Source organism: Salipaludibacillus neizhouensis (assembly GCF_002886185.1).
GTDB lineage: Bacteria > Bacillota > Bacilli > Bacillales > Salisediminibacteriaceae > Salipaludibacillus > Salipaludibacillus neizhouensis.
Map to the genome: position 1 here is coordinate 407187 of NZ_KZ614147.1, position 25272 is coordinate 432458.

The 25272-nt window shown below is 37.5% G+C and carries 21 protein-coding genes; 12 read left to right on the plus strand and 9 right to left on the minus strand.

Annotation, left to right across the window (positions count from 1 at the left end; translation table 11 throughout):
• Positions 1-669: 669 nt before the first annotated feature.
• The 9 genes from CEF18_RS18940 to dnaA form a co-directional block, all read right to left on the minus strand.
• Positions 670-1758 carry an HD-GYP domain-containing protein gene (locus CEF18_RS18940; RefSeq protein ID WP_110938078.1) on the minus strand — a complete coding sequence of 363 codons (1089 nt, stop codon included), beginning with the start codon at positions 1756-1758 and terminating at the stop codon, positions 670-672.
• A 434-nt stretch (positions 1759-2192) separates the two neighbouring features.
• Entirely contained in the window at positions 2193-3833 is a 1641-nt protein-coding gene (locus CEF18_RS18945) for a BCCT family transporter (RefSeq protein ID WP_110938079.1), read from the minus strand.
• A gap of 172 nt (positions 3834-4005) precedes the next feature.
• Positions 4006-6621 (minus strand): DNA gyrase subunit A, encoded by a 2616-nt coding sequence (gene gyrA, locus CEF18_RS18950; RefSeq protein WP_110938080.1) that lies wholly within the window; start codon positions 6619-6621, stop codon positions 4006-4008.
• Positions 6622-6917: 296 nt separating this feature from the next.
• Positions 6918-8831, minus strand: a complete 1914-nt coding sequence (gyrB, locus tag CEF18_RS18955) for a DNA topoisomerase (ATP-hydrolyzing) subunit B (protein WP_110938081.1) — start codon at positions 8829-8831, stop codon at positions 6918-6920.
• Positions 8832-8890: 59 nt separating this feature from the next.
• The gene (gene remB, locus CEF18_RS18960) at positions 8891-9151 is read right to left on the minus strand and encodes an extracellular matrix regulator RemB (RefSeq protein ID WP_110938082.1); all 261 of its coding nucleotides are present in this window, start codon (positions 9149-9151) and stop codon (positions 8891-8893) included.
• A 10-nt stretch (positions 9152-9161) separates the two neighbouring features.
• The gene (gene recF / locus CEF18_RS18965; RefSeq protein ID WP_110938083.1) at positions 9162-10283 is read right to left on the minus strand and encodes a DNA replication/repair protein RecF; all 1122 of its coding nucleotides are present in this window, start codon (positions 10281-10283) and stop codon (positions 9162-9164) included.
• Between the two features lie 12 nt (positions 10284-10295).
• Positions 10296-10520, minus strand: coding sequence for a S4 domain-containing protein YaaA (gene yaaA / locus CEF18_RS18970; RefSeq protein ID WP_310793584.1), 225 nt, complete (start codon positions 10518-10520; stop codon positions 10296-10298).
• A 178-nt stretch (positions 10521-10698) separates the two neighbouring features.
• The gene (dnaN, locus tag CEF18_RS18975; protein WP_110938084.1) at positions 10699-11841 is read right to left on the minus strand and encodes a DNA polymerase III subunit beta; all 1143 of its coding nucleotides are present in this window, start codon (positions 11839-11841) and stop codon (positions 10699-10701) included.
• Positions 11842-12055: 214 nt separating this feature from the next.
• Positions 12056-13417, minus strand: a complete 1362-nt coding sequence (gene dnaA, locus CEF18_RS18980) for a chromosomal replication initiator protein DnaA (protein ID WP_110938085.1) — start codon at positions 13415-13417, stop codon at positions 12056-12058.
• A 274-nt stretch (positions 13418-13691) separates the two neighbouring features.
• On the opposite strand from dnaA, the gene CEF18_RS26085 reads away from it, so the two are divergent.
• From CEF18_RS26085 to CEF18_RS19035, 12 genes are all read left to right on the plus strand, one after another.
• Complete coding sequence (locus tag CEF18_RS26085) at positions 13692-14039, plus strand: hypothetical protein (protein ID WP_147422005.1); 348 nt, start codon at positions 13692-13694, stop codon at positions 14037-14039.
• Between the two features lie 25 nt (positions 14040-14064).
• Entirely contained in the window at positions 14065-14202 is a 138-nt protein-coding gene (rpmH, locus tag CEF18_RS18985) for a 50S ribosomal protein L34 (protein ID WP_110938086.1), read from the plus strand.
• A gap of 302 nt (positions 14203-14504) precedes the next feature.
• Positions 14505-14879, plus strand: a complete 375-nt coding sequence (gene rnpA, locus CEF18_RS18990; protein WP_110938087.1) for a ribonuclease P protein component — start codon at positions 14505-14507, stop codon at positions 14877-14879.
• Entirely contained in the window at positions 14876-15100 is a 225-nt protein-coding gene (gene yidD, locus CEF18_RS18995; protein ID WP_110938088.1) for a membrane protein insertion efficiency factor YidD, read from the plus strand. The genes rnpA and yidD overlap by 4 nt, the downstream gene beginning before the upstream one ends.
• A 259-nt stretch (positions 15101-15359) precedes the next feature.
• Positions 15360-16160 carry a YidC family membrane integrase SpoIIIJ gene (gene spoIIIJ / locus CEF18_RS19000; RefSeq protein WP_110938089.1) on the plus strand — a complete coding sequence of 267 codons (801 nt, stop codon included), beginning with the start codon at positions 15360-15362 and terminating at the stop codon, positions 16158-16160.
• Entirely contained in the window at positions 16157-16777 is a 621-nt protein-coding gene (gene jag / locus CEF18_RS19005) for an RNA-binding cell elongation regulator Jag/EloR (RefSeq protein WP_110938090.1), read from the plus strand. The genes spoIIIJ and jag overlap by 4 nt, the downstream gene beginning before the upstream one ends.
• 1051 nt (positions 16778-17828) lie before the next feature.
• The gene (gene mnmE / locus CEF18_RS19010; protein ID WP_110938091.1) at positions 17829-19205 is read left to right on the plus strand and encodes a tRNA uridine-5-carboxymethylaminomethyl(34) synthesis GTPase MnmE; all 1377 of its coding nucleotides are present in this window, start codon (positions 17829-17831) and stop codon (positions 19203-19205) included.
• Between the two features lie 55 nt (positions 19206-19260).
• The gene (gene mnmG, locus CEF18_RS19015) at positions 19261-21147 is read left to right on the plus strand and encodes a tRNA uridine-5-carboxymethylaminomethyl(34) synthesis enzyme MnmG (RefSeq protein WP_110938092.1); all 1887 of its coding nucleotides are present in this window, start codon (positions 19261-19263) and stop codon (positions 21145-21147) included.
• Positions 21148-21168: 21 nt separating this feature from the next.
• Positions 21169-21885, plus strand: coding sequence for a 16S rRNA (guanine(527)-N(7))-methyltransferase RsmG (gene rsmG / locus CEF18_RS19020; protein WP_110938093.1), 717 nt, complete (start codon positions 21169-21171; stop codon positions 21883-21885).
• 425 nt (positions 21886-22310) lie between these two features.
• Positions 22311-23159, plus strand: coding sequence for a nucleoid occlusion protein (gene noc / locus CEF18_RS19025; RefSeq protein WP_110938094.1), 849 nt, complete (start codon positions 22311-22313; stop codon positions 23157-23159).
• A gap of 393 nt (positions 23160-23552) precedes the next feature.
• Positions 23553-24314 carry a ParA family protein gene (locus CEF18_RS19030; RefSeq protein WP_110938095.1) on the plus strand — a complete coding sequence of 254 codons (762 nt, stop codon included), beginning with the start codon at positions 23553-23555 and terminating at the stop codon, positions 24312-24314.
• Complete coding sequence (locus CEF18_RS19035) at positions 24307-25155, plus strand: ParB/RepB/Spo0J family partition protein (RefSeq protein ID WP_110938096.1); 849 nt, start codon at positions 24307-24309, stop codon at positions 25153-25155. The genes CEF18_RS19030 and CEF18_RS19035 overlap by 8 nt, the downstream gene beginning before the upstream one ends.
• Positions 25156-25272: the final 117 nt, after the last annotated feature.

Below are 25272 nucleotides of genomic sequence, written 5' to 3' on the forward strand. Positions count from 1 at the left end.
ACGACCCGTCCGCCGCTCATTCCACAAGTGTCACCCCGAAGGGATCAGCTTGTTTCCTGCGCTCGACTTGCATGTATTAGGCACGCCGCCAGCGTTCGTCCTGAGCCAGGATCAAACTCTCCGATAAAGTATGATGACTTATCATCAAGCTTGATGTCCTAGACATCAAAACCAAACTTTCGTCTGGCGTTTGTCGAATGTTACCATTCAACGATTTGTTACATTTGACGGGATATTTAAAATATCCCACTTTGCTTGGCTTTTTGTTTAGTTTTCAAAGGTCATTAACACAATGTTTTAATTAGTGTTGTTGAATCGCTGTTTCTGTTGCGACTCATACTATATTATCAAATTATACTGTTGTTGTCAACATCTCTATTTTTCATAACGTGTAAGTTTAAAAGTTATAAAATCAAAGTTGTTTTTTCAGCAACGTTTAATAATATAACATATACTTTTTGAAGAAAGCAAGGAATTATTCGTAGTCGGAACATTTCAATACTTTCACAACTTTTAAAAGTATCTAAAAGGAGTACTGAGAAAGTAAAAATGATTCTTTCACTGCTCTAATCACACAAAGAAGTTGGTTATTATTTTTTGAACAATATTGCAATTGTACCCGAACTTTGCAAGCAAATGTCAACAACACAGTGTCATATTACTCTTTGATTATATTAATTCTTCTTCTATTACAATATCTACATGTTTCGTTAAATCAATATGAGAATCATCATCCAGCTTTATAATCGGTCTAGTAGGATACTTAACTTGTTGGAAAATAACTTCTCCTATCTGGTTATTATTGAGTCTGACTTTACTGCCTATCGACAAATCAATCATCATATGTGTAAATGTTTCAATAAGATTATGATCCAATCGTCCAAACTGATCAATCTTTAAAGAAGCAATAACCTTATAAGGAGATTGTTTCTTTCTATAATATCTTTCTGATGTCATTGCATGATATACATCTGCAATCGCGATTATTTTTGCATATAGATGAAGTTTTTTTGAGTTTACTTGTATTGGATATCCTGTTCCATCTTCTCTTTCATGATGCTGTAAAATTCCTAAAAGTGCTTCTTTACGAAAACCAGGTACGTCTTCAAGCATGCGGTAACCAAATATCGGATGCTTTTTTACTTCCTCATATTGTGTCGACGTTAATTGACTCTGTTGGTCGAAAACATTAAATGATAGTTTGGACATGCCAGCATCAGACAATAAACCTGCTAATCCTAGTTGAATTACCTCTGCGTTTTCAAGCCCAGTTCGTTTTCCTATCATATAACTTAAGATACTTACAGCTACTGAGTGATAATATATATAATCATTCTTTGTGCTGTAATGATGCAATTGCATTAATTCTTCCTTAGATGGTTCCGTCTCGAATAGCGGTAAGAAAATCTTTCTAACCGAAAAAGCTTCGACCTTCGTTCCACCCTGCCAATTTGTAAACAACTTTTTATATTGTTGTACAGCCTTCAAGTAAAGATCTATAAAAGTTTTATTCTCTCGCTTTTTAACAAGAGGTTTCTGAACATTATTTTTTTCATTAATAATATCTTTTGGCATAAATGTTTTTCCATTGACAAGTTTTGGTTCTACATGGACGTCCTTCACAAGAAATAGTTTTAGGATTTCAATATGATGAGGGGTAATCACTGTTTTTTTCTTGATTAAAGGGCTATTGGATAGCTTAAAAACATCTTGAGCTAAAATACAGCCGGGTAGTAAAAAGTTTATTTTTATATTCATCGTTCCCGCTCCCCTAAAATAACAATGTTCAAAAACTCACTTTTTCATTGTAACAGAATTATTCGTATGTTTTTTGCTATTGATAATAAATAGATTTTACCTAACCCCTAAACTAGTAAATACTATGTCCTCTCTCTATTTGAAAGAAATATCATTTGAATGTCAAGATGGAATATTACTTTTTTTATAAATTTATGAAATATCATCAAAAAAACAATTTCTTTTTATTTTGATAGGTTTAATTGATACTTCATCAGGAGTCAATCAATACAAGCAGGGCACGCATTATATAATACCTTAGAAAACTTTTGATTTTCACTCAGTTACAAGCGATGATGCTCTAGTACCTACACTGAATATAATAGTATCTTTTATATAAAAAGAGAGTGACTTTTCAGTCACCCTCCATTCTCTATTTATTCTGGAATGCAATATTATTTATCGTCTTCTTTCTCGCCTGAATTGACCATGTCTCTCGCCTCTAGATGTTTTCTTTGCTCTGCGCGGATATCATCGAGTGCGGCTTGCACGCGTTGTCTCTCAACCGGCAGTGAACCTTCTTTCATTTCTTTAAATAATGCTTTAAACAAGCAATAGACCATTAAAAACATAATAAGCATAAACGGAAATCCGCCGGTTACCGCAGCAGTTTGTAATGCACCTAATCCACCTGCATAAAGTAAGACGGCTGCAAAGGCTCCTTCTATCGTCCCCCATGTAATTCGCAGTGCTAATGGTGGGTTTGGATTCCCTTGTGATGTAAGCATTCCAATAACGTACGTACCCGAGTCAGAGGAAGTAATGAAAAAGACAGTAACTGAAATCATTGCGATTGCTACTAACAAACTTGAAAAGGGAAAGTCCGCTAAGGCAACAAAGAAACCTAGCGCTTCGTCTTCACCAATTACTTCACTGATTCCTCCAATACCAAAGTGTTCTCTAAACAAGGCTGCTCCACCAAAAACACTAAACCATACCATACTAACAGCTGTTGGCACGAGTAAAACTCCTATAGAGAAGCTTCGAATCGTACGCCCTCTAGAAACACGTGCAATAAATGAACCAACGAATGGAGCCCATGAAATCCACCAAGCCCAGTAGAAGATTGTCCAACTGCCATACCAACCTTCTGTTCCTTCTCCTGCAGCATCAATGCCAAACGACATTTGTAAGATATTTTGTAAATATGAACCTGTTGCATGTGTGAATGCATTGAGGATAAATAGAGTTGGCCCAAGAATGAGGACCAGCAATAAGAGTAAACCAGCGACAGATAAGTTTATCTGACTGAGCCACTTGATTCCTTTATCTATTCCAGTAGTCGTTGAAAGGATCGCTAAAATCGTTACTACGACAATAATACCCATCCACAATGCTGTGTTATTTGGAATACCAAATAATGTTTCCATACCTGCTCCAATTTGCATAACTCCTAAACCTAGTGAAGTAGAAATACCGAATAAAGTTGCTAGAACTCCAACAATATTTACTGTATTTCCTAACCCTCCGTTAATCTTATCTCGTCCTAAAATTGGCTCTAATGTAGAGCTCAAGAGCATCGGCAAGTTTTTTCTATAGGAGAAATAAGCCAGTGCACACGCTACAACAGCATAAATGGCCCAAGGATGAAGTCCCCAATGGAAGAATGAATACTGTAGAGCCATATGAACAGCCTGTGCAGTTCCACCTTCACCATAAGCTGGTGTATTATAATGAAAAACTGGCTCTGATACTCCCCAGAATAACAGTCCAATTCCCATACCTGCACTAAAAAGCATGGAAAACCAAGCGGGTGTCGAATACTCTGGTTCTTCATGATCCTCACCTAGTTTAATCGCTCCGAGCGGACTAATAATTAAAAAGAGAGTAATAAATAAAAATGAGCTCCCTCCTAAAATAAATGTCCACCCAAGGTTTGTTACTACCCAATTGAAGGTAGCGTCGATATACTGATTAAAATCAGGTAAAATAATTCCAGCCGCAACAAATATAATTGCAATAATTATCGAAATTAAGAAAACTGGTGTTTTTAATGTTTCCGAAAATGTTTTTAAACCGGTTTTATTAGGTTCCATCTCAATTCTCCTTTCACAAAAGTGTATATATAGCCACTTCCCTATATAGAAAGTTTCTAACATTTTTTGTCGAATGTAAATTTATGTATACTTGAATCTAAAATATAAACGCCACAAAAGCACTGGGCTTTTGTGGCATCTTTTTTAAAAATTAGTTTTACTAATCAGAGCTTCAACTCTCGGAATCATCATTATCGTCGGTGTCTTGGCTTTCATCTGTTTCTTCTTGTTTTTCTATTTCCGTTTCTTTGTCGCTGACTTCATCAGAAGTCTCGGTATCGGATGTTTGTTCGATATCAGAATTAGATTCAGTAACTATCGCTTCTGTTTGCGCTTCTGGATCAACTTCTTCATCCTCTTCGACATCATCAATATTTACACGGGCAACGGTTGATACGAACTCTTCGTCACCTACTCGAATGAGTCTCACACCTTGTGTGCTTCGTCCTGTTTGAGAAATCTCGGCTACGTGCATGCGGATGATAACCCCATTAGTCGTAATAACCATTAAATCGTGCTCTGGAGATACAACTTTAAGCGAGACAAGTTTCCCATTTTTTTCGGTGACGTTAAGTGTTTTAATACCTTTTCCGCCTCGTGTTTGCTGGCGATACTCTTCAATTGGTGTTCGTTTCCCGAACCCATTTTCCGTTACGATTAGAATATCATGATTTTCTTCAATCGTATCCATTCCAATCACTTCATCACCTTGAGATAAATTAATACCTTTTACACCGGCTGCCGTACGTCCCATTAATCGAACATCATTTTCATTAAAACGTATCGACATACCAAGATGCGTACCTGCAATTATCTCTTTCGAACCATCTGTTAAGCGAACCCCATGTAATTCATCTTCTTCTCGAAGTTTAATGGCAAATAGTCCACCTCGGCGAATGTTTGCGAAAGCCTTTAATTCAGTACGCTTTGAAACACCGTATTTTGTCATAAAGAATAATGACTGGTTTTCCGTAAACTCTGAAATAGGAATGACTGTACTAATGTACTCGCCCTTTTCTATTTGCAGCAGGTTAATGATTGGAATCCCTTTAGACGTACGTTTCTGTTCAGGTACTTCGTATCCTTTTAGTCGATACACTTTCCCTTTATTTGTAAAGAACAGTAACGTATCATGAGAATTTGTCACGAACAAGTGTCGTACAAAATCTTCATCATGAGTTCCCATTCCTTGAACACCACGTCCACCGCGTTTTTGACTACGATACGTGGAGACTGGTAGTCGTTTAATATATCCGTGATGTGATAACGTAATAACCACATTTTGGCGTGGGATTAAATCTTCATCCTCTAAGCTATCTTCACCGAACGTAATAATAGTTCGACGATCATCACCGTATTTATCGCGAATTTCCGTTAACTCTTCGCGAATAATTTCTAATACCTTTTCTTCATCTGCCAAAATTGCTTTTAACTCAGCAATCTTCGCTCTAAGTTCCGAGTACTCGGCTTCGATTTTATCTCGCTCTAAACCAGTTAAACGCTGCAAACGCATATCTAAAATCGCTTGCGCTTGATCATGAGAAAGTTCGAATTTTTCGATTAAGCTGTTGCGGGCTATTTCGGTTGTTTGGGAACCACGAATGAGGGCTATAACCTCATCGAGATGGTCCAATGCAATACGAAGGCCTTCAAGAATATGTGCACGTGCTTCCGCCTTACGTAGCTCAAATTCTGTGCGGCGTCGTATCACAACTTTTTGGTGCTCTAAGTAGTGAAATAACACCTCTTTTAATCCCATTACCTTTGGACGACCATTAACTAAAGCAAGCATATTAATACCAAAGCTCGTCTGCAGTGCTGTTTGCTTATACAAATTATTTAATAAAACATTTGCATTCACGTCGCGGCGAAGCTCAAGGACCATCCTCATTCCAGTGCGGTCTGATTCATCTCGAAGATCGGTTATCCCGTCAATCTTCTTATCACGTACAAGTTCCGCAATCTTCTCGATCAATCGGGCTTTATTCACTTGGTAAGGAAGCTCTCTAACAATAATTCGCGGCTTGCCATTTACTTCATCAATTTCAGCCTTAGAGCGTATTAAGATCGAACCTTTACCCGTTTCATATGCTCGGCGGATTCCTGAAATTCCAACGATCTCACCTGCAGTTGGGAAATCTGGACCAGGAATATGCTCCATTAATTCAGCCGTTGTTATTTCAGGATTTTTGCTTAATGCCAAAACCCCATCTATGATTTCAGACAAGTGGTGCGGCGGGATATTAGTAGCCATACCAACAGCAATACCCGATGTTCCGTTAATCAATAAGTTCGGGAACCTTGCAGGCATTACAATCGGTTCAGATTCAGAACCGTCATAGTTTTCCTGATAATCAATTGTATCTTTGTTAATATCACGTACAAGCTCCATAGAAATTTTAGACATTTTCGCTTCTGTGTAACGCATCGCTGCTGCTGCATCGCCATCGACAGAACCGAAGTTTCCGTGTCCGTTAACAAGCATGTAGCGATAACTGAAGTCCTGTGCCATTCTAACCATCGTCTCATATACAGCAGAGTCACCATGCGGGTGATACTTACCAATAACTTCTCCTACGATACGAGCTGATTTCTTATAAGATTTATCTGCAGTAATACCAAGTTCATTCATCGCGAATAAAATACGACGGTGAACAGGTTTCAATCCATCCCGAACATCAGGAAGAGCACGACTTACAATAACACTCATCGCATAATCCATGAAAGATGTTTTCATTTCCTGACTAATATTAATATCTTTGACTCTAGATTCTTCTTGATCAGCCATTCCTTGTACCTCCGTTCACCAGTTTCCAAACGTTTGTTTCCCGTACACTCATTATTCATTTATGTATAGGACTCCATACTGTTAATACAGTACCGAACCTTTCACGTTAGTTAAGAAAAACGCATAGCGTCTTTTATTGTGATCTTTCGCCATCTCGAGTAGCACCTTTGAATTGCGTGTAGGTGCTACTCGAATTGAGCGGCTTCCCCAGGTGCGCTTGGCATCAAGAGAGTTCTTAAATTATACTTTCTTATCTGTTTAGAGAAACGACATAGCCGTCTATTAATTATAGTTTCTTAAACGTCTAAGTTTTTAACATAATGAGCATTTTCTTGTATAAAATCACGTCGTGGTTCCACGCGATCACCCATTAATGTTTCAAATATTTCATCAGCGGCAAGGGCATCATTCATACTCACTTGTAATACAGTTCTCATTGATGGATCCATCGTTGTTTCCCAAAGCTGTGTTGGATTCATCTCCCCTAAACCTTTATAACGCTGTAAAGTTGGTTTCGGAGTTGCTGGTAATTCCTTGAAAATTCGTTCCATTTCTTTTTGATTATAGGCATATTCTATTGTTTTACCTTGAGATACCTTATAAAGCGGCGGTTGAGCAATGTAAATATAGCCTTCTTCAATTAACGGGCGCATATAACGATAAATAAACGTTAACAATAGCGTTCGTATGTGAGCGCCATCCACATCCGCATCCGTCATGATAATAATTTTATGATATCTTGCCTTTGTGATGTCAAACTCAGCGCCAATTCCGGTTCCCAATGCAGTAATAATTGCGCGAATTTCATTGTTTGCAAGAATCTTATCCAAACGTGCTTTTTCTACATTAATAATTTTACCGCGTAATGGTAAAATCGCTTGAAAGTGACGATCACGACCTTGTTTTGCAGAACCACCGGCGGAATCACCCTCTACGACATAAATCTCACTAATAGAAGCATCCTTTGACGAACAATCAGCTAATTTGCCTGGTAGAGCACTGATTTCTAATGCCGATTTTCGTCTTGTAAGTTCCCTTGCCTTTTTAGCAGCATCACGGGCACGTGATGCCATCAAGCCTTTTTCGACAATTTGTCGCGCAACAGAGGGGTTCTCTCCCATAAACTTACTCATATGTTCAGTAAATAAAGAGTCAGTTATCGTTCGGACTTCACTGTTACCCAGCTTTGTTTTAGTTTGACCCTCGAACTGAGGATCCGGAATTTTAACAGAAATGATTGCTGTTAATCCTTCACGTACATCGTCTCCGATTAAGTTTGGATCATTATCTTTAAATAAGCCGTTTTTACGTGCATAATCATTGATTGCACGAGTTAGGCCAGTTTTGAAACCAGACTCATGAGTTCCACCTTCGTGGGTATTAATATTATTTGCAAATGAATATAGATTACTGGAAAAACCATCATTGTATTGCATGGCAATTTCAGCTGTAATTCCATCTTTCTCTCCTTCAATGAAAATAGGAGGCTCATGAAGAGGTTCTTTTGTTCGATTCAAGTGTTCGACGAACGATTGAATGCCACCTTCATAAAAGTATTCCGCCGACTTGCCGCCTTCACGTTTGTCAGTAATGAAAATACGAAGACCACGATTTAAAAAGGCTAGCTCTCGAAGGCGATTAGCAAGAAGATCGTACTCATATTCCGTTGTTTCCGTAAATATTTCTTCGTCTGGTTTAAATCGAATGAATGTACCGTTCTTTTCTGTCTCACCAATTACTTGAAGGTCCCCTTGAGGAATCCCACGTGAAAACTCGATTTTATGGATCTTTCCGTCTAGGAAAACTTGCACTTCCAAATGCGTGGAAAGTGCATTTACAACAGAAGCACCCACTCCGTGAAGACCACCAGAAACCTTGTAACCTCCACCGCCAAATTTTCCTCCTGCGTGAAGAACAGTCATGATAACTTCTACTGCTGGACGGCCCATTTTTTCATGAATACCGACCGGAATTCCTCGACCATTATCTTCTACCGTTATCGAATTGTCCTCTTCAATAGCAACGTGAATCCTATCACAGTGTCCTCCCATTGCTTCGTCAATACTGTTGTCAACGATTTCCCAAACAAGGTGATGTAAACCACGTGCACTTGTTGAACCAATATACATACCCGGTCTTTTACGAACGGCTTCTAAACCTTCTAAAACTTGAATTTGACTTTCATCATAGGAATGTTGTTCTATGCTCACTGTTCTTCACCTACACTTCTCCTAGTAGTAGAGCTACTAAGTAATCTATAGTCGTTTATTTATTCTTCTTCTGGAATCACTGCAGCCGTCTCGGCCCTACGTTTCAATGTAAGAGAGGATATAGGGGATAAGTAGATATCATCTTTCGTAACAATGATTGATTTTGGAATATCCTCCGTTACTTTAATCGTTTTTTTACGTTTTATATGATCTTGCAAAAATCGTTGATTTTCTTTTGATAAATCATGACTATGATGATCTATAATCGCTATAATCACATCTGCTTTCAAGACCATATCTCCGCCTAAATGTATAAACATGTTTCCCACCTCATTCTTTTCGCTGAATCGATCCTTCCTCTACGTAAAAAGTTTCCGCATCATCCAAAATTCTATGGTCAATACCATCCACACTTGTAGTTGTCACGAAAGTTTGCACTTTCCCTTGGATCGTATTTAATAAGTGGGTCTGTCGAAAATCATCCAACTCAGATAGAACATCATCAAGTAAAAGAATTGGATATTCGCCTGTTTTCTCATAAATTAATTCAATTTCCGCGAGTTTCAGAGATAGTGCTGTTGTTCTTTGTTGTCCTTGAGATCCGAATGTTTGAATATCACGATCATTTACTATAAAAGCCAGATCATCACGATGCGGACCAATTAGTGTCGTTCCTCTTTGTATCTCTCTTTCTTCTACTCGTTTAAATTCCTCTTTCAATACTACTACCATTGTCGACAAGTCCATCTCTTCTGATACTCGACAGGAGGGAACATACTTGATTTCCAACCTTTCTTTACCACGACTAATTTCATGGTGAATAGGCTGAGCCCAAGCTTGAAGTTTTTCAATAAAAGAATAGCGCTTTGTAATGACTTGAGCTGCAGCTTGAATCAGCTGATCGGTCATGACTTCAAGAAAGTCACTATTAGCTTTAACCTTTTTTTGTTGTACATCCTTTAGCCACTGATTGCGCTGCTTCAAAATTTTATGGTATTGAGAAAGATAATAAAGATAAATAGAATATATTTGACCCATTTCCATATCAAGGAAACGGCGACGTATTTGAGGACTGCCCTTTACTAACGTCAAGTCTTCAGGTGCAAACATTACGATGGTACAAGAACCAATGTAGTCACTTAATCTTTTTTTTTCAATCCGATTGATCTTTACTTTTTTTCCTTTTTGAGAAAACACCACTTCCATGTGAAGTGGTCCATGACGATTCGTGAGATGACCTTCAACTTTAGAAAACGACTGATCCCAGCGAATGAGCTCTTTATCCTTTGATGTACGGTGTGATCTCGCCATGGCGAGCACATAAATAGCTTCCATCAAGTTCGTTTTTCCTTGGGCATTTTCACCAAGAATTAAGTTTACTTGATTTTCAAAAGATAGTGTTAGTTCCCCGTAGTTCCGGTAATCTTTAAGTGTTAGTTGATCAATGTACAACGAAATCCCTCTTTATGTTTCATCTCTGGCAATCAATACCGTACCAATATTTTCTATTGTCACCTGATCACCAGGGTAGAGTTTTCGACCTCTGCGATTTTCTTCTTTTTCATTTACCCAAACGGGTACTTCTGCTAAAAAGAACTTTGCAGCTCCACCGGATTCAATTACGGCAGCTTCTTTTAATGCCTGTCCGAGAGTCATGTATTCCTCTTTGATCATAATCGTTTCTCTCAAAATTTGGTCACTCACTTTCTTTTTCTCACTATTTTATCACGCACAGATTTTATCTCACTTTATATTGTACTAAAAGTTTTCTATTTACGCCAATCTGATTTTTTTTACAACATAGAGAAATCACCCATTCCTCTCTGAATCCTAGGAATGGGTGATTATAGTACGTCAGTAAAACGTTTTAATACGTTCTTACTGGAGAGAAAAGGTGCAGCATATGATCTGATTCTACAGGCTTCATCACAAATGGGCTCATAGCACCTGTAAAGTTTATGACTATTTCAGTCGAATCAATAACCTTCAACGCATCAATCACATTTTTTCCGTTAAAAGAAATTCGTAATTCTTCTCCAGTATACTCAAGGCTTTCAACATCTTCTGTTACTTTACCAACTTCCGGAGTGACCGATGTGATTTCTATTTGATTATCCTCAATAGTTTTCACGTTTACAACATTATTTTTACCTTCTCTTGATAAAAGAAGCGCACGTTCAATAGCGTCTTGCAATTTTTTCGCGTTCAACTTCACACTAGTTTTTGAGTGTGTAGGAATCATATTTTTCGTAGCTGGATAATTCCCATCAAGAAGCCTCGAGAAAAACAATAAATTTGCTGCTTTAAATAAAATTTGATTATCCGTCACGATAATTTCAATCCATTCCTCTTTATCATCGAGAATTTTATTCAATTCACTCAAACTTTTGCCTGGAATAACAACATTTGTAAAAGATAAATCTGAGGTATTTGCTTCAACCTTAGCATGTCGCATTGCCAGACGGTGACTATCTGTGGATGTACAAGTAAGTTGATTATCTTCAATGGACCAATGAACACCCGTAAGGATTGGTCGTGTTTCCACTGTGGATACAGCAAATCCTGTTTGGCGAATAATACTTTTTAATAAATCTTTAGGTAATTTAAAGACATTTTCTTCTTCTATTTCCGGTAATCGAGGATATTCTTCTGGATTCAGACCATTTAGATTAAATACGGAAGATCCTGACTTTAACTGAGTAACAAATTGATCTGATACTGTAACTTCAACATGGCTTTCAGGAAGTTTTTTAATAATATCTCCAAAAAAGCGAGCTTGTAAGACAATAGCTCCTTCTTTTTCAACATCAACAAGTTCTGTATCTCCATCTTCTTTCGGTATAAATGCTTCTATGGAAATATCAGAGTCACTGCCAGTAAGAGTTACCCCCTCTGAACTAGCCTCAATTTTAATTCCCGTCAAAATAGGAATAGTTGTCCTTGATGAGATAGCTTTTGATACATGTTGTACTCCTTGCACAAATTGATCACGTTGAATGGTAAATTTCATTTTTTACTTCCTCACTTTCTTTATCACTAGCTGTGTTTTGAATTCTAGTTTAATAAGCCTTTATATCATTCTTTTTAATAGTTATTTCTAGAAGTAATCGTAGTAGGGACTGTTAACATGTGGATAACTTAGAAATAAGCTATACAGGACAGGTTATCCACCTGTGGACAAACTGTGCATAACATTCAAAGAGTTATACACAGTTTTCACAGGTCTACGATTTCAATTGCTCTTTGATTTCTTGTATTTGTTTTTGCAGATCCTGATCAGTAGCAAACAACCTGGCAATTTTGTCGTGGGCATGGATGACTGTAGTATGATCTCTTCCCCCGAATTCAACCCCAATTTTCGGCAATGAATGGTCCGTCATCTCCCGTGACAAATACATCGCTATTTGGCGAGGATAAGCGACAGTTTTCGTTCTTTTCTTTGCTTTCATGTCTTCCACTCTTACCTGAAAAGTCGCAGCTACCGTTTTTTGTACATCTGCAATGGTAATCGTTTTTGGTTTTGAATTAGGAATAATATCTTTTAGTGCAACAGCAGCCAAATCAGCGTTCATATCTTGATTTATCAACGATGAATACGCAACAACACGGATGAGTGCACCTTCAAGCTCACGAATATTTGTGTCAATTTGATTTGCAATGTACAACATCACTTCATTAGGAATATCCAAATTCTCAGCTTTTGCTTTTTTACGTAAAATAGCAATTCTTGTTTCCAGATCCGGCGGAGTAATATCGGTAATCAGTCCCCATTCAAACCTGGAACGCAGTCGATCCTCCAATGTAGGAATTTCTTTAGGAGGACGATCACTGGATATTACAATTTGTTTTCTTTCCTCATGTAACGAATTAAATGTATGGAAAAATTCTTCTTGTGTCTGTTCTTTTCCAGCTAAAAACTGAATATCATCTATGAGCAGCACGTCTACATTTCGATATTTATTACGAAAATTAACGGCTTTATTGTCTCGTATGGAATTAATAAATTCATTTGTAAATTTCTCAGAGGACAAATAGACGACTTTAGCATTTGGATTATGATCCATGACATAGTGTCCGATCGCATGCATTAAGTGAGTTTTCCCTAATCCGACTCCTCCATAGATAAAAAGAGGATTATACGCCTTAGCAGGGGCTTCAGCGACAGCTAAGGATGCTGCATGTGCAAATCGGTTACCACTGCCTATAACGAACGTATCGAATGTATATTTTGGATTAAGAATATGTTTCGGTATAATCTCTTCCTGGTTTTGAGCAGGAGGTTCAGGTGATTGTTTAACCTTGTCAAAAAGGTCTAAATCATTATTCTTATCTTCTTTAGGTAAAATAAATTTCGTTTCAAGCTCAGCACCGGTTAATTCATTTAAAGTTTCTGTAATAATTCCGAAATAACGATTTTCCAGCCAGTCTCTTGCAAACTCATTAGGTGCAATCACAGTGATTGTGTTAGAGCTTTGATCAATAGAATCTGCTTTTGTGAACTTAAACCACGTATCAAAGCTCGGTTTACTAACTTTTTCTGAGATTTTAGATAGGGCTTGTTCCCATAAGTCTTCAAGATTTTCCAATTTTCTTATCCCTCCCTTGCGGTTTGTTACATAACAGAAATGCGAATTTAAAAATAAGTTCGCAGGTTGTACAACCAATGTATAATAGCAATGTATAAATATAAAGTTATACTCATTTGCTGAATTACTTGTGGAAAAACTAGTATATAGGAAGAGATAATATATGTCCACGTAATTAACAAAGATGTGGATAACAATATAAAGACACTCGGACAACTATCCACAAAGTTGTTAACATCTGTGGATAGTTTATATTCTACCACAGGTTTTCCACTTGAAAAAACAAGAATATGATATCAGACTAAGAGAAGGGGCACAAGGAATACTAGGAGTTATCCACACTACTCAAGGGGTTGTGTCTAAAAGTTGTCCACAGCACAATATTTTGTGTAAAGCCTGTGTAAACTGCTGTGGAAAGATGAAATATTTTGTTGAAAGTTGTCCACAGATATATTTTTTAATTAAAACATTTTTTAGCGGAGGGACCCAGAGGAAGGAAATATTAAAAGGGTACTTGACATTAACCTCTGACTCTCATATAATTTACAGGACTGTCAATCTCATCGTATGTGGAACGATAAGCGATGCAGAAGATGATGATATGTTAATCATAATTAATTAATTAGAAACCTCAGGAGGTGGAATAGATGGGCAAACCAACATTTAATCCAAATAATAGAAAGCGTAAAAAGAATCACGGTTTTCGTGCTCGCATGGCTACAAAAAATGGTCGTCATATACTAGCTAATCGTCGTCGTAAAGGTAGAAAAGTGCTATCAGCGTAAATGACCACTGTGTGATCAGTGGTCTTTTTTCTCGAAATAAGAGGACTTTTTTGTAGTATTTACTATGTTGACCGGATTCCAAGATGAACCAGATCGTTTCTTCATCATTCATATGAAGAGTAATGATCTGGTTTTTCTTCAATTAACTAAGATTATTGACCGCGATGCGGTTTTTCTTTTTCTTATTACATAAAATCTTAGAAAGCAATGGCTAATCAGTCTATTATTCTTTATAATGTAGAATGGGACAGACGAACTTAGATTAGATAGCATTTGTTTGAATGGATAGATGAGGTGCAGGAATGAAGAAAGAGTACCGATTGAAAAAAAACGAAGACTTTCAGCACGTTTTTCAACGGGGGTATTCTGTTGCCAACCGTCAATTTGTCGTTTACCAAGTAAAAAAAGTTGATCAAACAACGATTCGTTTTGGTCTGTCTATAAGTAAAAAGATTGGGAATGCTGTGATGAGAAACAGAATAAGACGGTTAATGAAGGAAGTACTTCGGGAATTGACAGATAAATGCCACCAAGATCGTGATGTCATTATCATTGCCAGAAAACCAGTAGCTGATATGGATTACCATGAAATAAAGAAATCATTGAACCACGTGTTAAAAGTAGCCAAGCTTCAGAAGCCCCATTCAATTGAGAGGTCAAGAGGTGAGATAAGGTGAAAAGAGTATTTATCGTGATTATCAGGTTTTATCAAAAATACATTTCACGTTTTACCCCGCCGTCATGCCGTTTTTATCCTACATGTTCCCATTATGGGATCGAGGCGATAGAGCGTTTTGGAATAGTAATAGGTGGTTGGTTAACAGTCAAACGACTTTTGAAATGTCAGCCTTTTCATCCTGGAGGAATTGATACAGTTCCTGAAAAAAAGAGTGAATGATAATCATCATCCAAGTTATTTCGGTCATTTAATGATAATCTCTTTCGCAGGGGGCATTGGCGTGGAGTATATGTTATTTCTTTAAATGACGTAATATAAGTGTGTGTTCAAAAAGCTAATTAATCAGGGCGTTGACAGTAAATAATCCCATAGTGTAGAAGTTTACGTTTTGAGATTGGCTTTTCTTCGCAAGGATAAAGTGGTTTTATTGAACATCCTCTATAAATTAATAGTTAGGGAAGAGATAGGAGGACCTAGAGTGGCAAAGAAATTAGGTTTAGTTTCACTATTAGTCGGTTTAATGGTCTTTATGACTGGATGTTTTAACATTGATGTACCGATTAAAGCGGAAAATGAAGGGATATGGGATTCCTACTTTGTATACCCATTGTCCTGGTTAATGGAAAATATCGCAGAGGCTTTAGGAAACAGTTATGGCTTAGCGATTATCATCACGACTCTTTTACTGCGCATATTGATTTTGCCTTTAATGATCAAACAAACAAAGAGTACAAAAGCAATGCAAGCTTTGCAACCGCAGATGAAAGAACTTCGAGAGAAACATAGTGCGAAGGATAAGCAAACACAACAGAAACTTCAGCAAGAGATGATGGGACTGTTCCAAGAACATAAAGTAAATCCATTAGCTGGTTGTTTTCCAATTTTAATTCAAATGCCGATATTGATTGCATTTTACCATGCGATTATTCGAACTCCTGCAATCAATCCAGAAGTGGATCCAAGTTACGTAGGGACCCCCCAAAATTTCTTATGGTTTGAATTAGGAAGTGCAGATCCGTACTTTATTCTGCCATTAGTTGCAGGCGCAACAACGTTTATTCAGCAAAAAATGATGATGGTCCAAGATAATCCTCAAATGCGGGCTTTGATGTACATCATGCCAATTATGATTATTGCATTTGCAGCGTTTTTCCCATCTGCATTAGCGTTATATTGGGTTATAGGTAACTTGTTCATGATTGCTCAGACATATTTTATCACTGGTCCTAATGTTGGGAAGGTAAATGACGCCAAAACAGGAGGAGCGAAAAATAAGTGAAAAAAGTGACTGTATCAGGTAAAACTGTAGATGAAGCAGTGGCAACGGGTTTACAAAAGCTTGACACAGAAAGAGAAAGTGTAACGATTCACGTTATAGAAGAAGGCCAAAAAGGGATATTTGGATTTGGCAGCAAACCTGCAATCGTAGAAGTAACGGTTAATATTGATCCTGTGAAAGAAGCCGTCTTATTTTTACGAGATACCATTGATAAAATGGGGGTTTCAGCAACCATTGAAGAAGAGACGAAAAAAGAAGGAACTTATTTAAATATTCTAGGTTCCGACATAGGCGTTATCATTGGAAAAAGAGGACAAACTCTTGACTCTCTCCAGTATTTAGTCAATCTCGTTGCAAATAAACAGTCCGAAAGCTATCTTCGAATCTATTTGGATGCTGAAGGCTATCGTGAACGTAGAAAAGAAGCATTAGAAACGTTGGCGCAGCGGTTAAGCAGCAAAGCAATTAGAACAAAACGTGAAGTTCGACTCGAGCCAATGAATTCTCATGAACGGAAAATCATTCATACAGCCTTACAAAATGTAAAAGAGGTTGCTACTTATTCAGATGGTACGGAACCTCATAGGCGTATTGTTGTTGTACCTAAATCAAAATGATCAGTCACCTAGAAAAATCGAATTAAATAGTTTGTTAAGAGGCTATGCCAAAAGGGTCAAATGACTTTTTAGCACAGCCTCTTTTTTTATAGTATCAGATTTTAGAGGACACTCAGGTGCCTAGTGTCCGGTTGAGTAGAGCTATCTCCCGTTTTTAATGACACTAGGAACTCACTTCTCCTATAAGTGTAACTATGGGATGTCTTTAGTTACATCCACGGAAAGCGATCGGGAATTCTGTCAAAAAACCTTCGATAATAACAGAGCACTAAGTTCACCAAATAAGAATAAAAGTCTTATAAAGACGCTATGCTTTTTCTTATTCTCTGCAGCCTGATTTTCTATCAAATGACGGTTCTGTAAACTCAGAATGTTGTTTAGATCGTTCAGAGGTGCTTGAATCGCTCTAGGCGGCTGATTTCCGCGAGGGTTGTTCAGTTCACCGCGGGAAAAAGAACGTGCGACTCTACCTCTCCCAGCAAATGCTCTAAAGAAGCCTTCGTCGATATAATGACAATATAAAGTTACGCATGAAGAAACGCTCAGCACTGCAAAGTCTTCAACTATTTGTTAATCGCGCAGGCGTCATCGACTCAGCTATCTCGAGAAATCCATTAAATAGAACAATCAAATTCAAAATTTTTTAGCTAAAATGTATTTTAAAATTTTTCATTGCCAAATAATAGAGATAAAATCAATCTATTTACATTGATTTAATAGCTTTTGAGAAAGAAAAAATAATTAATAAAAACCAGGTTTATACCATTAGTATTTTGAATCTGACTGTCTTCATGATATTATTGTGGATACTGTCACGATTTTGATGTATCCACATGTGGATAACTCATTATCAGTGACATAAAGGGAAATGTGGAAAACATTTTAACGGATGTTTTTGATAAATACTAAAGACCCAAGCTAAAGAACTATCTTATTACGATAATTTATGATATTCTAGATAGTTGGAATCATAAATTGGTTTCAATTCTAATTTTAACATTTATAACCATTTTATATAGAGTAACGAAGAAGAAAGGAGGAGGTGGGCGAATTGAATATTGATACAATAGCGGCCATCTCCACACCAATGGGCGAAGGTGCAATTGGAATCGTTCGAGTTAGTGGAGAAGATGCCATTGCGGTAGCAGATAAAATATATAAGGGGAAATTCCCGTTAACAGTTCTTGATAGTCATACTATCAATTACGGCCATATATACGATCCTCAAAGTGGTGAAACGATCGAAGAAGTGATGGTTTCTGTTTTGCGTGCGCCAAAAACGTATACCAAGGAAAACATGATTGAGATTAACTGTCATGGAGGTCTCGTTTCAGTCAATCGAGTATTGCATCTCGTGCTTAATCAAGGGACAAGACTTGCAGAGCCCGGTGAATTTACAAAGCGTGCATTTTTAAATGGACGTATTGACCTCTCTCAAGCTGAGGGTGTCATGGATTTGATCCGAGCTAAGACAGACCGTGCAATGAATGTAGCGATGAATCAAGTGGAAGGAAAACTGTCCCAACGAATTCAAAAACTACGACAGGAATTATTAGAAACAGTTGCAAACGTAGAAGTGAACATTGATTATCCTGAATATGATGCCGAAGAAATGACAGTTACTATTCTTCAAGAGAAGGGCACATTTGTCCAAAAGGAGATCGAACGTCTTTTGCAGACAGCTCATCAAGGTAAAATCTTACGTGAAGGTCTATCCACAGTTATTGTTGGTCGTCCGAATGTTGGAAAATCATCCTTATTAAATAGTCTTGTTCATGAAAACAAAGCAATTGTAACCGAGATAGCTGGAACAACGAGAGACGTCATTGAAGAATACGTCAACGTAAGGGGTGTTCCTTTACGTTTATTGGATACAGCCGGAATAAGAGATACGGAAGACATTGTAGAAAAATTAGGCGTGGAGCGTTCAAGAAAGGTACTAAACGAAGCAGAGCTCGTGTTACTTGTTTTGAATCAAAATGAACCTTTAACGGACTCTGATTTAGAACTTTTGAAGCTAACCGAGGAAAACGACAGCATAATCATTGTTAATAAGGCTGACCTTGAGGATCGCATTGATATTGAGTATGTGAGAAAACTAGCGGGTAATCGTCCAGTTCTCGCTACATCTCTTGTGCGGGATGAAGGTGTGGATGAGTTAGAAGAAGCGATACGCGATCTTTTCTTTGAAGGCGATTTGGATACCGGAGATATGTCATACGTGTCTAATTCACGTCACATAGCTTTATTGCATCAGGCTAAACAATCGGTGGAAGAGGCATTGGGAGCAGTTGACGCTGATATGCCCGTAGATATGATTCAAATCGATATTACAAGAGCATGGGAACTACTCGGTGAGGTCATTGGAGATAGTGCTCAGGAGAGCTTGATAGATCAATTATTTGCACAGTTTTGTTTAGGGAAATAAAGAATGAGATTTAATAAAAGGCCGTCATGCGGGCTTTTAAGAGGAGGAATGTAAGATGAGTAGTTATAATGGAGGCGAATTTGATGTCATTGTTATCGGTGCCGGCCATGCGGGGGTAGAAGCAGGACTTGCTTCTGCACGAATGGGTGCAAATACTTTAATGTTGACATTAAATTTAGATGCCGTAGCATATATGCCTTGTAATCCATCCGTAGGCGGACCCGCAAAAGGGATTGTTGTGCGTGAAATTGACGCACTCGGTGGTGAAATGGGAAAAAATATTGATAAAACGCACGTTCAAATGCGTATGCTTAATACAGGAAAAGGTCCTGCAGTTCGTGCATTACGAGCTCAAGCTGACAAATTTGCATACCAGCACGAAATGAAACGTACCATCGAAGAAACTGATAATTTATTACTTCGACAAGGAATGGTAGAAGAACTTATCGTAGAGAATGGGGAAATACGTGGAGTTGTTACACAAACAGGAGCTAGATATTCAGCGAAATCAGTAGTTGTAACAACAGGAACCTATCTTCGAGGAAAAGTAATCTTAGGTGACCTTTCCTATGATAGTGGACCTAACAACATGCAGCCGTCTGTAAATCTTTCTTATCATTTACAAGAGTTAGGGTTTGAAATGGTGCGTTTTAAAACAGGAACGCCACCTCGAGTTAATGGTGCAACAATAGACTATACCCAAACAGAAATTCAACCAGGTGATGATGTTCCGCGAGCGTTTTCGTATGAAACAACTAAATTTATTACTGACCAACTACCTTGTTGGTTAACCTATACAAATGAGACCACACATGAATTAATAAATCTTAATTTAAGCCGATCTCCTATGTATTCCGGAATGATCGAAGGAACAGGTCCACGCTACTGTCCTTCTATTGAGGATAAAGTCGTTCGTTTTAATGATAAACCAAGACATCAAATTTTTCTGGAACCAGAGGGACGTAACACAAGCGAAGTATACGTTCAAGGTTTGTCAACAAGTCTTCCGGAAGACGTGCAGCATGAAATTCTGAAAACAGTACCTGGTTTACAGAATGTGCGCATGATGCGTCCAGGATACGCTATTGAATATGATGCAATTGTACCTACACAGCTATGGCCTTCTTTAGAAACAAAAAAGATAAGCGGGTTATTCACTGCTGGTCAGATAAATGGTACGAGCGGATATGAGGAAGCGGCGGGTCAAGGAATTATGGCAGGTATAAATGCAGCACGTAAAGCACAAGATCGAGAAGCGTTAATCTTAAATCGCTCAGAAGCCTATATAGGTGTGTTAATTGACGACTTGGTGACAAAGGGTACGAATGAACCTTATCGTTTACTCACGTCCCGTGCAGAGTACCGATTATTATTGCGTCACGACAATGCAGACTTAAGATTAACAGAAAAAGGTTACGAAATAGGTCTAATATCCCGAGAGCGGTATGACAAGTTTATTAGTAAAAAAGATAAAATAGCAGTAGAAATTGAGCGATTAGAAAATAGTTTTGTAAAAGTCTCTCCGGAAACAAATGCTGTTCTAGAAAAAGCAGGATCTTCCCCTATAAAAGAAGCAATGAATGCTGCAGTATTATTAAAACGGCCAGAGCTTCACTATGATGCGATTAACCTGTTAATTCCTTCTGAAAATGATTATGAAGAAGATGTAAAAGAGCAAGTTGAAATTCAGGTGAAATACAAAGGCTATATTTCGAAACAACTGGATCAAGTTAACCGTTTGAAAAAAATGGAAAACAAAAAATTACCTGTAGATCTCGACTATTTATCTATTAAAGGACTGGCAATGGAAGCTCGACAAAAGCTTTCTGAAGTGAAACCATTATCTATGGCGCAAGCCTCTCGAGTATCCGGGGTAAATCCGGCAGATGTTTCCGTTCTACTAGTTTATATGGAACAAGGTAAGCTCAAAAAAGTTGATTAAAAGATGAAGGTGGAGTTTTAAATGAACGAACGACAATTTCAAGAAGCACTTCAAGAAAAAGGGATCTTTCTGAATGAGTCTCAATTGGACCAATTTGACCGTTATTACCAAACACTTGTAGACTGGAATGAACGAATGAATTTAACGGCCATTACAAAAAAAGAAGATGTTTATTTAAAGCATTTTTATGACTCTATTTCGGTAAGTTTTTATAAAAACTTTGAAGAAGAGTTGTCGATCGTAGATGTTGGAGCAGGGGCTGGGTTTCCCAGCCTCCCTTTAAAAATTTGTTTTCCTCAGCTTCATGTAACTATTGTTGATTCCTTAAAAAAGCGAATTACCTTTTTACATGCATTGGCAGAAGAACTTCAACTAAAAGGAGTATCTTTTTATCATTCACGAGCAGAAGAGTTCGCCAATAAGAAGGAACATCGTGAGCAATATGACATCGCCGTCTCTCGTGCTGTTGCCCGATTGCCAGTATTAGCAGAATTATGCCTCCCACTAGTTAAAAAACATGGTCAATTTATTGCTATGAAAGGTGCAGGAGCGGAAGATGAGTTACATAATTCCACAAAAGCCTTTCAACTTTTAGGTGGTCATGTAATCAATAAACATGACTTTATTTTACCTATAGAAGAAAGTGAGCGATCTGTCATTATAGTGGAAAAACAAAAATTAACACCCAAAAAATTCCCAAGAAAAGCAGGCACACCAAATAAAGAGCCATTATTGTAAATCGGAAACTATGCTCAATTAGTATATCGACATACTTTTTAAATGTTTTTTAGTTGGACAATCGCATTCCAAAATGGATATCAAAAAAGGTAAACAAATGTTCTAATAGTTTTTTATAGAAGATTTCTTTATTCTCACGTATACTGTAGATGGAGAAACAAATGTTACGTTTACAAAAAGATATTGGTGATTACGATAAAAATGTTTCACGTGGAACATTTTTATGTGATGCTGGTTATTTTAGTTAATATCCTTTCTTCTTGCTTTAAAGGCTTTATAAGAGAATATTGTTGAACATGAATAATGTCCAAGCTCTGAGTTAAAAGGGTTGCCACCCAATCACCTCAATTTGCTTAGAGTTCATCAACATATTTTCTAAAATTGCTAGTGAGTTAGAAAGGTAGTTTTATGAAGGTGGGGGCGACATGAAACAATCATTTTCAAAGCTTTTTGGCTTGAACGACAAACAGGAAAATACAGAAGAGCCAGTCATAAATCATAAAGAAGAAATCCATCAACTATTAGTAGCTGATATTGTACCAAACAGATATCAACCGAGAACAGTGTTTGATGACGATCGAATCGACGACCTTGCGCAAACAATTAAGACGCACGGTGTCATTCAAGCGATTGTTGTAAGAGAGCGGAATGGGAAATATGAAATAATCGCGGGGGAGCGTCGTTGGCGTGCCGTTACAAGGCTGGGCTGGGAACGGATTCCTGCAGTTATCAAAGAATTCAATGATTCTCAAACGGCTTCGATTGCATTAATAGAGAACCTTCAGAGAGAAGGCTTAACGTCTATTGAAGAGGCAACTGCTTATGCAAAACTTTTGGAACTCCATGGATTAACCCAGGAAAGTTTAGCTCAAAGACTTGGCAAGGGACAATCAACCGTGGCCAATAAGCTTCGATTATTACAACTACCTTCCGAAGTACAAGATGCACTTTTGTACCGTCAAATTACAGAGCGACATGCAAGGGCATTAATCGTGTTAAAGGATCCGAAAAAACAATTAATGTTACTGGGCAAAATTATCGAAAATGAATTGAATGTAAAACAGACAGAAGAGGCAATAAAAAAGCTTTCAGAAGAGCCTCCGAAAGAAAAGAAAAAAACGTTCCGCAAAGCTGTTTCAAAAGACACTCGACTTGCAATGAATACAATTCGAAAGTCGGTCGATATGGTTGCTCAGACAGGAATGCATATTGACACAAATGAAGAGGAACATGAAGAGTATTATGAGTTCACAATCCGCATACCAAAAAAATAATTAGAATTAGAGTGTCTCAATCTCTGATAATTTGATAATACCTCTCTTTTTTTAGAGTAATTGTAATCGTATTCGATAACTTCGCGGATACGGTTATTTTTTGAATAAACACATCCATAGTATTATTTTTGCTAAAATAACTCTGAATTTACGTTAAATATCTTTTTTTCATGATAGAATAAACAGGATATTAGAGATAAAATAGGTGATTACCACGCGAAAATGTAAATTAATGACTATGTGCGTAAAAGTAGAGTTGTTAAATTGAAAAGTTTGATAATTAAAAGCAAGGTTGGGGCTGATGAGAAGTACCTGTATAAGTTAAGATGAATAAGCTTATTTTTATAATGAAGATTGTTTATGCAGAGTTTAGAGAGTTAGGTAGGTGACATGATGGGAAAAGTAATCGCCATAGCCAATCAAAAGGGTGGAGTAGGGAAAACAACAACAGCTGTTAATTTAAGTGCTTGTCTTGCTCATGAAGGAAATAAAGTACTTATTATTGATATAGATCCCCAGGGAAATACTACAAGCGGGATCGGAATAAATAAAGGTGACATTGATGAATGTATATACAATGTGCTAGTAGAGGATCAAAAACCAAAAAATGTAATCGTACCTACACCAACAGAGAGGTTACATATCATACCTTCTACGATTCAACTTGCCGGAGCGGAAATAGAATTAGTGCCAACGATCTCACGAGAGGTTCGATTAAAGCGCGCTATTGACTCAATAAAAGATGAATATGACTATATTATTATTGATTGTCCACCGTCCCTAGGACTGTTGACTATCAATTCGTTAACGGCATCAGACTCGGTACTCATACCAGTACAGTGCGAGTACTATGCATTAGAGGGGTTAAGTCAATTATTAAATACAGTTAGATTAGTCCAAAAACATTTAAATCAAGATTTGGAGATAGAGGGAGTCTTATTAACAATGTTGGATGCTAGAACCAATTTAGGACTTCAAGTCATCGAAGAAGTGAAAAAATACTTTCGTGAAAAAGTATTTAAGACAATTATTCCTCGTAATGTACGTCTAGGTGAAGCGCCGAGTCATGGGAAACCAATCATTACATATGATAACAAGTCACGCGGTGCAGAAGTATACACTGAATTAGCAAAGGAAGTGATGAGCCATGGCTAGAGGACTGGGAAAAGGGATAGGAGCATTTTTTCCTGATACATCTTATACTCAAGAAGATCAAGTTCAAAGTATTAATGTATCAGAATTAAGACCAAACCCATATCAACCAAGGAAGACATTTGATGAAGCTGCAATCAAAGAGTTAAGCGAATCTATCCTCGAGCATGGCATTCTTCAGCCTATTATCGTCAGAAAAAGTATTAAAGGATATGAAATTGTTGTAGGCGAGCGTAGGTATCGCGCAGCACAAAATGCTGAACTTAAAACAGTTCCGGCGGTTGTAAAAGAATTAACCGAGGATCAAATGATGGAAATAGCTCTTATTGAGAATATTCAACGAGAAGATTTAAATCCATTAGAAGAAGCAAGGGCATATCAGAAATTAATGGAACATTTGCAAGTCACTCAAGAAGAACTTTCTAAAAAACTAGGGAAAAGCAGACCATATATCGCTAATCACGTACGATTGTTGCAACTTCCACAAATTGTACAACAATATCTTTCGGACGGACGGTTATCTATGGGGCACGCTAGAGCACTTTTATCGCTGAAAGACAAAAATAAACTAACCCCCTTACTGCAAAAAATAATTAAAGACAAAATGAGTGTTCGACAACTTGAGGAATGGATTCAACGTTCTAATGAAAATGTTTCACGTGAAACTTCGAAAAACACACTGTCACCATTTTTAAAGGATCGAGAATCAGCTTTAAAATCATATTTTGGAACAAAAGTTCAGATCAAAAAAGGGAAAGGTAAGGGGAAAATAGAAATTGATTTCTTTACTGATGAAGATTTAGAAAGAATTTTAGAATTACTTCATACAACGGAAGAAGAATAGGTAAGGACAAAAGGTGGCCCGTTCGTTGGGTCATCTTTTCTAAAGTTAAAAACCGCAAAGTGTCCGGCTAGAAGGTATTCAAACCTCTCTACTCTACGAAAACAACACTCTCTAAAC